At 62.6% G+C, this 11,615-nt stretch carries 10 protein-coding genes and 1 pseudogene; 7 read left to right on the top strand and 4 right to left on the bottom strand.

The genetic code is table 11. The annotated features are described in order from the left end of the window. The 3 genes and pseudogenes from VNZ93_RS08170 to VNZ93_RS08160 form a co-directional block, all read right to left on the bottom strand. Nucleotides 1-556: pseudogene (locus VNZ93_RS08170) on the bottom strand (hypothetical protein); the annotation flags it as partial. Between the two features lie 13 nt (nucleotides 557-569). Continuing rightward, a complete protein-coding gene (locus VNZ93_RS08165; RefSeq protein ID WP_325702707.1) occupies nucleotides 570-980 on the bottom strand; it encodes a lasso peptide biosynthesis B2 protein in 411 nt (136 codons plus the stop codon). Continuing rightward, nucleotides 977-1,273 (bottom strand): PqqD family protein, encoded by a 297-nt coding sequence (locus VNZ93_RS08160; RefSeq protein WP_325702704.1) that lies wholly within the window; start codon nucleotides 1,271-1,273, stop codon nucleotides 977-979. Before VNZ93_RS08160 ends, VNZ93_RS08165 begins: the two co-directional genes overlap by 4 nt. 567 nt (nucleotides 1,274-1,840) lie before the next feature. Here VNZ93_RS08160 and VNZ93_RS08155 point away from each other — a divergent pair. The 4 genes from VNZ93_RS08155 to VNZ93_RS08140 all read left to right on the top strand — a co-directional run bounded on the left by VNZ93_RS08155 (nucleotide 1,841) and on the right by VNZ93_RS08140 (nucleotide 6,484). Beyond that, on the top strand, nucleotides 1,841-2,407 hold the full coding sequence (locus VNZ93_RS08155) for a YcjF family protein (RefSeq protein ID WP_325702701.1): 567 nt from the start codon (nucleotides 1,841-1,843) through the stop codon (nucleotides 2,405-2,407). Between the two features lie 331 nt (nucleotides 2,408-2,738). After that, nucleotides 2,739-4,379 carry a cyclic peptide export ABC transporter gene (locus VNZ93_RS08150; RefSeq protein WP_325702698.1) on the top strand — a complete coding sequence of 547 codons (1,641 nt, stop codon included), beginning with the start codon at nucleotides 2,739-2,741 and terminating at the stop codon, nucleotides 4,377-4,379. 23 nt (nucleotides 4,380-4,402) lie between these two features. Then, nucleotides 4,403-5,815 (top strand): prohibitin family protein, encoded by a 1,413-nt coding sequence (locus VNZ93_RS08145; protein ID WP_325702695.1) that lies wholly within the window; start codon nucleotides 4,403-4,405, stop codon nucleotides 5,813-5,815. 99 nt (nucleotides 5,816-5,914) lie between these two features. Continuing rightward, nucleotides 5,915-6,484 (top strand): hypothetical protein, encoded by a 570-nt coding sequence (locus VNZ93_RS08140; RefSeq protein WP_325702692.1) that lies wholly within the window; start codon nucleotides 5,915-5,917, stop codon nucleotides 6,482-6,484. Between the two features lie 17 nt (nucleotides 6,485-6,501). On the opposite strand, the gene VNZ93_RS08135 is transcribed toward VNZ93_RS08140, so the two are convergent. Then, entirely contained in the window at nucleotides 6,502-9,651 is a 3,150-nt protein-coding gene (locus tag VNZ93_RS08135) for a type 2 lanthipeptide synthetase LanM family protein (protein ID WP_325702690.1), read from the bottom strand. A 352-nt stretch (nucleotides 9,652-10,003) separates the two neighbouring features. On the opposite strand from VNZ93_RS08135, the gene VNZ93_RS08130 reads away from it, so the two are divergent. The 3 genes from VNZ93_RS08130 to VNZ93_RS08120 form a co-directional block, all read left to right on the top strand. Beyond that, nucleotides 10,004-10,153: a hypothetical protein gene (locus VNZ93_RS08130; RefSeq protein WP_325702688.1), complete on the top strand. Its 150-nt coding sequence runs from the start codon at nucleotides 10,004-10,006 to the stop codon at nucleotides 10,151-10,153. A gap of 327 nt (nucleotides 10,154-10,480) precedes the next feature. After that, nucleotides 10,481-11,125, top strand: coding sequence for a ParA family protein (locus tag VNZ93_RS08125; protein WP_325702685.1), 645 nt, complete (start codon nucleotides 10,481-10,483; stop codon nucleotides 11,123-11,125). Further along, nucleotides 11,122-11,615 (top strand): DUF697 domain-containing protein (locus VNZ93_RS08120; protein WP_325702682.1); only part of this gene is annotated, 494 nt, incomplete at its 3' end. The genes VNZ93_RS08125 and VNZ93_RS08120, both read left to right, overlap by 4 nt.

The raw sequence follows: 11,615 nt of genomic DNA, 5'->3' as shown, positions 1-11,615 counted from the left end.
TGAGCACCAGGAAATCGGCGAACTTTTCCTCGCTCAACTCTCGCAGCACGTCCTTCAGCGCGAACAGGCCGTTCGGCATGGTCGAGAACGCAAAGAAGCGCCGATTGCGATGCCACATGACGACATTGAGCCCAAGATGATCCCGTGCGAGCGTCAGGCGACGGGTTCTCGGGTTCCAGATCGCGGCTGCGAACGGACCGCGCAGCATCGGCCACACATCGTCGCCGAATTTTTCGAAGGCTTCGAGTACGATCCGTGAGTCCGGCGAGTTCAAGGCTTCGTGCGGCGAAAGTCCGAGACGGCGAAGCATGTCGTCGCGATTGTCGAGCCGCAGATCGGACGTGATGATCGCACCGCTCGCACCGCGATAAGGTTGATGATCGCTGCGGTCCTCTGGCGTCATGCGCATCAGCACATGCACGAGGCCGACATGTCCGCTGACGGCGATGTCGGATCGGTCAGGGCCGTGCGCGCGCAGTGCGTTGGCAACCCGTTCGAGTTCGTGCCGGCTGACCGGATGGCCATCGAAGCGAAGTATGCCGGCGATGCCGCTCATGCGGTGCCGCCGATCAGGTCTTTGCGCCGCCAAATGCGGCGAGGGGGGTGAAGCGACCGGCTTCGTCGCCTCCAGTGAGTTTCCGCTCGCCAATCTCGATCCAGGCATGCGCGGAAACCTGGTTTTCGTTGCGCGCGATCCCCAGGCAAAGCCGGCTCGCAATTCCGCGATGCCGCAACATTGCTTGCGCGGCCAGGGCTCGCGGCAGGCAGAGCGCGTTCATTCCACGTTTCGTCGCTGCGTGATCGATCGCCCATGCGACCCATTCCGCGTCTTCGGTCCCGAAGCGGTGCACATTACGGACCGGACGCGCGGACCATTCGAGCAATCGGGCCGACGGCAGAAATCGGACAGCAAGGCGCGCGAGCAGGAGCGCGATGGTCGCCTCCCGCAAGTAGACGCGCCGCTTGGTTTGTGGCGTCATCGCGCGTTGGCTCGATCGACCTGCCGCGCCAGCCGCCGTTCGATCATTTGTTGCAGAAACGGCAGTACGTCACGCGTCAGGGTCACAGCGTCGACATCATGGTGCTGCGACAGAACGTCAAAAATCTCGCCGACGCGACGCGGCTCCGACAGCATGTGCCAGATTTCGCTCGCGACGCCATTGAGGCTCACATAGGTGTCGGTATGGACATTCAGGACGACCACGCCACCGTCCAGATCGGCGGCCGCGAGGCTCTGGTCGCGAACCAATACGCTGTCAGCTGTAACGCCCAAGCTTAACACGCTCCAAATGGATTGACGGTCCAACCCTAACTGATGGCGCTGTCATCCGCCACGAGCGGATGAGAACGCAACATTGCCTGGAAGCCGGGGCAGGATTGCCGGATGCCCGCCTTATTCGGTGCGGACCGCGAGGGGGAATGACATCTCGAAGGAGAAACCGAGCTTGCTCGTTGGAGCTGTGGGCGCGGGCGGGTTTGAATTCGTGCCGGCGCCTGCTCCGGCGGCCTTTGTCGCGGCCGCGATCGGCACCTCCGTCATGGCGGGAGCTTCCCAGGCGCGGCGCGCCTGAACCGGATTTCCCTTCGCCGCGCCCGACCGCATGTCCGTCTCCGGATGACTACGAATGATTCATTATGGGCATCCGTTTGGGCAACGCAAGCTGACCCGGCTGGTTTGATAACCCTTTATAACGCAAGCATATAACGGCGATGTGCGGCGCTTGGCAGTCGCAACCCGCCATGATAGCTTTTTGGAACCAGATTTGATTGAAGCGAACAGGCATCTGGCGTCGCTCGATCAGGTGGCGATCGATCCACGAATGCCGAGAAGGGTCCCAGGATGGTACAAAAAGCGACTACCGAGGCGGAGGCAAAGTCCGAGGCATCCGAGCCGGAGCTCACGCCTGCTGCGCGACTTGAAATGGCATCCAAGCTGGTCGATCGCTTTGCCATGTGGGGTGGTGTCGCCGGTCTTGTGCCGGTTCCGGTGATCGACGTCGCGGCCGTAGCCGGCATTCAGCTGCAGATGCTGCGTCGGCTGTCGCAGATCTATAAAGTGCCGTTCTCCGAAAACAGCGGCAAGGCGGTGATCGCGGCTCTGGCCGGCACAATGATCCCGGCTACCAGCGGCATCGGTGCGGCCAGCATGCTGAAGTCCGTGCCGGTTCTTGGAACAATCGCGTCGGGATTTGTGATGCCCGCGCTCGCCGCCGGCGCGACTTACGCGATCGGCAAGGCGTTCGTCCAGCATTTCGAGTCGGGCGGCACGCTGCTCGACTTCAACCCGCCGGATTATCGCGAATTCATCAAGGCGCAGAAGGAAAAGTGGGACAATCGTTCGCGCGCCAAGGTTGCCGCGCCGGAGGCGTCCCCAAGCTCTACGCCGGGGACGGCTACGAACTCTTGACCTGCAAGGTCTGCATCAAACCGGAGGGCAGCCACGATCTCGCGATCGGTGGCTGCTCGAGCGACACCGATGATCGAAGCTGGGCTTTATATCGTCTTTTGTGCGCTGACCGGCTTGTGCGGCATCGGCCGACGGCTCGGGTTTCTGGGCACGTTCGGTCTCGCGCTTGTTACGACTCCGCTGGTAGTTCTGCCGCTTCTACTCATCACCGGCCCGTCTCGAAACGTCGAGTGGCGCCGCCGGTCCTAACGTTTGTATCGAAACCGGCGCATGTCTTTCATCTGGGACTGGCGAAGTCCCTTGCAATTGTAGCCGGACGGTAGCGTTCAAAATGTCTTTCCTCCAGCTTGTACACCGCGAGATGCACGCCTCGGTGCGGAAGCTGGTGTTCATGTCTGTCCTGGGCGGCGTCAGTAACGCCGCCATCCTGACCGCGATCAATACTGGCGCGGCCGCGGCCGATACGGAGGCGCGCGGAAGCCTCTGGGCGGCGACCCTGTTTGTCGTCTCGCTGTTCCTGTTCTTCAAGACGCAGGTCTACGTCTCGACGACGATCACGTCGGAGATCGAAGCCATCATCCATAAGCTGCGCGTGCGGATGATGGATTACGTCCGGCGCTCGGAGCTTCTGTCGATCGAAGAGGTCGGCCGCGCGCGCATCATCGCGGCGATCTCGAGTGACGCCGCGATCCTGACGCAAGCGAGCAATATGCTCAGCTTCTCGATCCAGGGCCCGGTCCTGATCGGGTTCGTGGCGATCTACGTGGCGTATCTGTCGCTCACGGCGTTCCTGCTCAGCGTGCTGATCGTCAGCATGGCAGGCCTGATCTTCCATTTCAGGAGCCGCAAGCTCGTGGAAGAGCGGGCGAGGGCGGCCGAGCACGAACGCCGCCTGTTCGACCGCATCACCGACTTCCTCGACGGCTTCAAGGAAGTGCGCCTCAACCGGGCGCGCAGCGACTCCTTGTTCGACGACGCCGTGAACGTTTCCCGGACCGCTGCCAATATCAAGATCCGGGCCCAGTCTGAAACCTTCAAGCAGATCGCCTACTCGCAGGGGTACATGTACATCCTGCTCGGGACGGTGGTTTTCGTCGCCCCGCAGTTCAGCGACAGTCTCGGCGGCGCCTCGATCGCCAAGATCACCGCAGCTCTGCTCTATGTCATCGGCGCGTGTTTCGCGCTGGTTCAGTCAATCCCCATTCTGATGAACGCGAACGCTGCCGCGGATCGCATTCAGCGTCTCGAGGACAAGCTTCGCGAAGCGGTTTCGTCCGAGACGGACGAGGTCATAACGTCGAAGACCTTTGAATCGATCGAAATGCGCCAGATGGTGTTCAGCTACGTCGACCGGCATTCGGACGTGGCATTCCACATCGGCCCGATCGATTTCACCCTCCGCTCCGGCGAGCTGCTTTTCATCACTGGCGGCAACGGGTCCGGCAAATCGACGTTCCTGCGAGTGCTGGCCGGGCTCTACCATCCGGAATCCGGTGAAATTCTGCTCAACGGCAAGCGCGTCACCAAGGCGACCCGCGATGAATATCGCGAGCTGTTTTCGGCGATTTTCTACGACTATCATCTGTTCCGCCGGCTCTACGGCATCCAGGATGTCGACACGCGCAAACTCGCCGATCTCCTTGCGCAGTTCCGGCTGGAGGATAAGACCGGCCTGACCAACGACGAGTTCCGGACGCTGGACCTGTCCGGAGGCCAGCGCAGGCGCCTTGCGCTGATCGTCAGCCTGATGGAAGACCGCCCCATCATGCTGCTGGATGAATGGACGGCCGAACAGGACCCCGAGTACCGGCGGAAGTTCTACGACGAACTGCTTCCGGAGATGATGCGCGCGGGCAAAACCGTGGTGGTCATCACCCATGATGACCGGTACCTTGACGAGTTCCGGTTGCCCGCGCGGCGCATTCACATGGAAGAGGGCCGTATTGTTGAAGAACGTACAGTGGGCGGCTGAGGGCGTTCGGTGAGGAACGACTGATGGCAACGTATCCCGAGTCTCTCGATGGAAACCCACCCGTGGTGAGAAAGCGCGGTGCGTGGAATTTCCTGACGCGCCGTCTGCCGAGCTTCGCATTCATGCTGCTCGTCCTGTTCCTCGCCGTGACGGTGCTGTGGCGCTACATCGTGATCACCGTTCCGAGCGGCCATGTCGGCGTTCTGTGGAAGCGGTTCAACACCTTCGATTACTATTGCTGGTGCTTCGCCGGCCGCGGCACGATGCTCAACCCTCAGCAGCTGCGCGGCGAAGGCTTGCACCTCGTCTGGCCGTGGGATCGCCTGTTCATCTACAACCTTCGCCTGCAGTCGACGGCTCAGACCTACAACGCTATCTCGCGTGACGGCGTGAACGTCACGATCCAGATGAACATCCGCTACCAGCTGCTGCACAATGCGGTGGCGGTGCTCCACAAGTTTATCGGACCGGAATATTTCAACTCCGTCGTCAGCCCGGAAATCGGCAGCCAAACGCGGCAGGTGATCGCGCAATACACTGCGCAGGAGGTCTACACCTCGCGGGAAGCTATTCAGGAGAAGGTTCGCGACAACGCGCGCAAGGGGCTTGGGGCCAACCTCAACAAGCTGGTTCAGCCCGAGGCGATGGAACAGCCCGATCCCAAAAATTACAACGATGCCTTGCAATACTCGATCCAGATCATCGACACGCTGGTGCTGAGCATCGAGTTGCCGCCGGCCATCGTGGCAGCGATTAACCGTCAGACCGAGCAGTTCTATCTCATTCAGGAATATCGCTATCGCGTCGAGCGCGAGGCGCAGGAATCGAGACGCAAGCAAATCGAAGCGAACGGTATCGCCGCGTTCCAGCAGACGGTCAGTCAGGGCATCTCCGACTCCTATTTGCGGTGGCGCGGAATCGAGGCGACGCTGGCGCTGTCGCAGTCGCCGAACTCGAAGATCGTCGTGATCGGCGGCCGGGATGGCCTGCCGATCATCCTTGGCAATGTCGATCAGCCCGCCGGTCCGCCGACGCCGCCCAGGAAGGACGCCGCGGTGCCGGCGCCAACCGACACGGTGCCCGGTGCATATGCGGCGCCGCAGGCGGTGCCGACAGTGTCGTCGCCAACCACGGTCTTCGTGCAGCCGGGCGGCGCCGTTCACGTCAATCCGCCGGGCACACCGCCGCAGCCGCCGGCTCCGGCCGCGCCGGATAAGAAGTCTGCAGCGGAGCCTGCTGCTCCCGCGAAACCTGACAAGGCGGCTGAGAAGCCGGCGACCTTCAATCCGTTCGATCTGTCCAGCTATGAGTCGGTCCTGTCGCGGATCACCGGTGGATCGCGCACAACCGGTTCGTCGAACGGTTCTGAAGGCCCGCCGGCCGAAGCTAAAATGAAGCCAGCCGGGGCTTCGGCGAACCCGGCTGGGACACGCTAACGGATCGTAGATGGATAGGTTGCGTCATGGCTGATGCCAGTCGAACCCGAAATCGTGACGGTGCGTCAGATGCGCTGGTGGCGTAGGAGAACCGCTAACGTGGCCGACATCAAGCGGGCCGGACGTCCGGTCGAATCCGATCTGAGTTCGCGGGCTGCCTGGCGATTGCTCACGCGCAGGCGGCGCGTCTACATCCTCCTGATCGAGACATTGCTCATTCTCGGCGTCGCGCTGATCGGTCACATCACGGGGCGTGAACTGGCGCGACGCCAGTTGGCGCAGCGCGAACAGACCATCCAGCAGCTTCGGGAAGAACGGCAGCAGGTCAGCGCCGAACTCAACCGCCGTGCCGATCGTATCCTGACGCTGCAGACGCGGCTCAATCACGTGCAAGGCGTGCTGGACGAAATCGTCCCGTCCGAAAACATCTACGTCATGCGGCCGAACCAGTCGCTGGTTGTCGCGGGCGGTCGCGTCATCGTCGGCCTGGTCGGTTCACCGAGCAATGAAGGCGTGAACATCAACGTCAACGGCAAGACGATGTTCGCCCGCGCCGGCAACTTGATTCCCGTCGATCTTGGCGACGGACGAAGCTGCCAGGTCACCGTTCAGTCCTTCGACATGTTCAAGGTCGTCTTGCACGCCACCTGCGCGTCGGACGCGAAGTAGCCCGCCGGAGACCGCTCTCATTCCCAGATGAGGATGTTCGGGAGCGTGTCGTCGCGCTGCCGCAGCAGCGTGTATCCGACGCCGGCCAGGCCGCGAAACAGGCCGAGGTTGAACCGCCGCTTGCCGGCGTTCCAACGATAGTCACCCGCGGCCCGCGCGGCTTGGACGACCGCACTCAGCCTCTGCGCCGCGACCCATCGGACGTCGGGGCGGCCGAGCGCTTCGCCGGCCTCGTGGATGAACTCGACGCTACCCAGTGTGCCGCAGCAGAGCGTGTCGATCTCGGTCGGCCAGGCCTGTTCGACACCTGTCAGCGCGCCCTGAATGTCCGCGCGTAGGGTCGCAGCGTCCATCGCACCTCGCTCGAGCAGACCGGCACGCGCAAGCCCGATCCCAGGTGCGCCATGGCACCACCGGCAGGCCCAGCCCGGTTTGTCGGCATGGCGGCGATCCGGCCAGTTGTGGCGCTCGGCGTCGTAGGTCGAATTTTCAAACGCGAGACTTTCCGCAGCCGCCGCGTGGAAGTCGTCCCGCCCGGTGACGGAGGCGAGCGACGCAAGCGCATAGGCAAAGCCCGCCGCGCCATGAGACATCCCGTTCAGCGCATTCTGACCGAGGCCATGTCCAACCCAGCTGCGCAATCCCTCCGGGCCGACCCGGTCCTGGCGCAGCAGGTGCTCGCCGCATTTGACGGCGCGCGCGAGGACGTCACCGGCCTGAGTATCCCGGTAGAGCCGCAGCAGCCCGAGGATTGCGCCGGCACTGCCGCCAAGCGCGTCCAGCCGTTTGTCCGCAGCGATCAGTTCGTCGGTCATCAGCGCCGATGCGGCATGGGCGTCCGCCAGCACCGTCTCGTCACCGAGACTTTTCGAGATTACGCTCAGCGCATAGACCAGCGAGCCCAGACCGGTCGCCCCGCCGATGCCAAGCGAGCGCGCGAACCGGCCCGCATTCCGGTCCTTGAGCTTTCTGCGCAGGTTCGTCAGCGCAGCGAGTGCAAGGTCGCCCGACGGCGAGTGTCTGGTGACGGCAGCATGCGCCGCGAGAAAGACCGCGACCCCGGACACGCCATTGTAGAGATCGGGACCGAGCGGCGTGAGCTGGAACGACTCCGCATCGCCCATCCAGTCGAGTCCGATCCATGCAGCGGAATTGCCGCGGCGTATCGCGTAGTCCGAAATGTCGGCTGCGATGCGGTCGGCCTCGGATGCAAAAATCGTGTTGACGTTCGCATCCACCGCGTCCGACTTCAGGATTAACCGGGCTGCATCCGTGGAATTGGGCTTCGTCGATGTGGTATTTGCCCGGATGACCTCAATCTGCCAGCTGATCTCGTGGTCATCGAAGCCCCTCACGCGCTCGCGGGCGTGTTCGAGCCCGGACCTGCCCTTGAGTGTGGCGACGGGGCCCTTGAAGTCGTTGATCGCGTGACCATCGCTCGGCAACACGAAATGCGGGACGTTCAGGTCGAGAAGCGCCGACCGTTCGGCGCGAAGGAACGGCCAATTGGCATCCGATGCCTCGTTCCAATCCGACATTCGCGCGATGAAATCGGCCTGCGCCGACCAGATCGCACCGTCGTTCATGGCGCGCGCCGCCTTGAGCCGCTGCAGTAGCATCGAATAGAAACGCGTCGGGCGCACGACCTTGCGGATCGGTGCGCCTGCAAAACCTTCGAAGAGACGGCCAAGATCAGGCTCACGCGTCAGACGCGAGAGAAAGCGCGCATAGTCTTCGAACCCGCACACCAATGCATCGACGTGATCGCTGAAGCTGGCGTAGCGGCCCGCGACATGCGGCAGATTCGGGTTCGACCGGTCCACCAGTGTCGTCCGCGTGGGACGCATCGCGTCAGTGTTGACGTCGATCCAGGTGATCCTGACCTTGGAATTCCAGTCAGCGGTCAATGCGCCCATGGCAAAGACGGACGTGTCGGGCGCTCTGCCATAGGCCGGCAATATCCCGACGGCCATCACCGAGCTTGCGATCAGGTCGGCGGCCGCGTCCGATGCCGACGGCTCCGTCTCCTGCGCGTTTGGCGCCGCTGGCGGCGGCTGGAGAATGGTTTCGAGGTCGATCGGTATCGGATGGTCGCCGGCTGCGATCACGTTTTCCTGGTGGATGTCCGTTGCCGCGAAGCAATGAAACAGCGCAAGCCACGCGCCGGCGCGACGGAAGAACAGGTCGAAGCCTGTCTCATCGGGGCATCCGGTGTGTTCGATGAATTCGGTCCAGCCGTAATGGTCCCGTGCAATTGCGCGGACGGCGCGCAGCTCGAGGGGCGGGGTCGATCGGTTCAGCCGTGAAATCAGATCGTGCCAGGCGGTGTCGAGGCGGAGATCTTTCGGCTTGTAGACCGCCCGTGTACCGTCCTCGAAGGTGACGATCAAAACCGAGCGTCCCCCGTTATGGCGGTCGGATAATCCGCCCTCGATCCTGGCGATACCCGCCGGCTCACTGCGACCCACAAGCTCGCTGCGGATCGCATCCATATCGGCGTCGATGCGAACCGCGAATTCGGCGATGGAGTCGATCCATTGCCGGACCAGCCTAGCGATCAGCCGCAGGAGGACCGGCTTGTCCTCAAACAGGTGGCGGAAGCCACCCGACTGCATCTCGGTCACGAACGGGTCGTAAAGCCGGCGGGTAGTAAAGCGTTCGTAAAGCACCGGCGCACACAGATCGGACAACTGGTCCAGAAGCATCAGACGCAGGCTGAGGCGGCCAGCTTCAGTGAAGCGGACGCGGCGATGGGCGGCTGCGGATGCCCACAGGCGCGTTTCGGCCTGCTCGACGACGGGAAGCAGGAGGCGGTCGAAGGCGCGTGCCTCGATGCCGGGGATCGGCTGCGCCTGTTCGGCGGACGGACCTTGCAGCGCCGCCTCGATCCAGATGGCGTCTTCGACCCATGCCGCGGCGTGGTCCGGGACGCCGCGGCGAACGGCCGCAAATTTCTGCTTCACAACTTCGTAGGTGAAACCGTCACGCGAAAGCCTGCGGCGGAAAAGATCCTGATCGCCGTTAGCCGCTGACTGGCACCAGGCGGCCAGGCGCTGCTCGGCGAGAGTCGCGTCGACGGCCTGACCGAGCCCTGTTTCGGATGATTCCGAAAGGAGTTCGTCGATCGTCGCCGCGCGGGCAAACAGGCGCTCGGAAAACTCGTCCATTGGCTCTTCTTAGCGGCCCGGCGGATGCATTTCGCGCAAGAAATCGAGGTCTGCGAAGATGCCGAAGCCGCAATGCGGTCTGGTCCGGTCGTCCTCCAGCGCGGTAACGGGGACGTCAGCCCGTTCCGCCGGTCCGACACTCCATCCGAACCGTCACCTCAGCGAACGGCGGCAAACTGTTAATGACAAATGGGATTTGTAGGGGCCCAGTCCACGGGTCCGTGTGATGACAAACTGACCACTGATTGACTTTTTGCCGCATTTGGCCAATTCTTGCTTCGCCAGCAGGGGGAAATTTCAGCAAGTTTCCTCGTTATTTTCTATGCATCTGGCGGATGAAAGGAATTACGCCATGACCCTCACCAACCTCAATCAAAAAGAAGAAGAGATCCTGAGCTTCGACGTTTCCGACGAAGTGCTGGAAAGTGCCGCAGGAACCGAGACCTCCGCAAACTACACGCTCGGTTCGTGCACCGGCCTGTCGGTTTGCCCGGCCTGGTAATCTCCGGATAGTTTCGCCTTTGAAGCTATTGACGCTGTTTCCGAAGTCATTCGGAGACAGCGTTTTGTTTTTCAGACATCGCTTTTTGCATCTGTCTTTTTGATTCGTTTATTCGGTCGCCCGCGCGCCGCTCGCGACAGAGTCGTTCGCGCTTCGGCATCCCGTCACTGTCCTAAATTTGATTCTGCGGGCTCGCGAACGTTCGCCGGGATTCGTTCACGCACACAAATCTGAGCCGCACGAACCGCAATCTGTAGGCGTGCCTCCTCGAAATTAGCTACCATATGCACGAATCACTGCGCGGGTCTTTGGCGAGGAGGCGGTGAGATGATCATCACCATAGCCACGATGAAGGGCGGCAGCGGCAAGAGTACGGTCGCGAGCTGTCTGGCGGTTTACTGGCACCTGCGTGGCCGGCGCCCAACTCTCATCGACGCGGATCCGCAGCGCTCGATCATGGGGCTGGCGGCCCGTGAGCGCAGCCTTGGCGGGGTTGCGGTCATCGAGGACGCGACCGAGGACGCCACCAAGACTGCCCGGCGTCTTTCAAGCGCAGGCGGGCTCGTCATCATCGACACACCCGGCTTTCGTTCCAAGACGACGTTGGATTGTCTTGCGGCGTCGGACTTCCTCCTCGTGCCGGTCAAGCCGTCACCCTTCGACGTCGACCGGACGCTCGACACGATTGCCTTCCTCACGGAGCGGACAGATGGGCGGCGGCCGCTCTATCGATGCATCCTGACGCAAACCACCCGTGACTCGATCATTGCGCGCCACATCCGCAATGAGCTGACCGAAGCCGGAATACCCGTGCTTCAGAACGAAATGCAGAACCGGGTTGCCTATCCCGAAGCGTCGCTGTGGGGAGCGACGCCGAGCCTGATCAGCTGGAAAGGCCCCGCGGCGCGCGAGATCGCTGCGATCGCGGACGAACTCGATATGGTGCTCGGACAGCAGCAGGCCGCAGCATGACACGCAAACAGCTTCCAAAGGCGATCAAGCCCGCCGGGTCCGGCCTGCGATTCATTCCGGGTGAGGCCGGTACCGAAGCGCCGATGCCGCAATCCGTGACGGCAAAGCCGACGACTCCCCGGGAGCCGGTGCAGGTCGAGGCCGAGATATGGCCGCCCTCGCCACCCCCTGCGAACGCGAATGACGCGAAAGATGCACCCTCTGCCATGCAGGTGATAACCCAGTCCGACGCCGAGCTGCGTCTTCAGCACGCCTTCAAGATCGTCGACCGTCACAAGATGTATGCCGGGCTCGGCGGGCTGTTGCCCATGGCCGCCGTAAACGTAGCAGGCGTTACGGCGGTGATCCTGCGTATGGTGAAGACGCTCAGCGATCTCTACGGCATCCCGTTCGAGCGCGACAAAACGCGTTCGATCGTGATCGGGCTGATGGGCGGTGCGGCGCCGACCGGACTCGCAGCTGCTGCGGCGACGACGCTGTCCTTTGCCGC

The sequence above is a fragment of the Pseudorhodoplanes sp. genome (assembly GCF_035565795.1).
GTDB lineage: Bacteria > Pseudomonadota > Alphaproteobacteria > Rhizobiales > Xanthobacteraceae > Pseudorhodoplanes.
The sequence above is the reverse complement of the archived record's forward strand: the minus strand, read 5'-3'. Positions and strand labels throughout refer to the sequence as shown.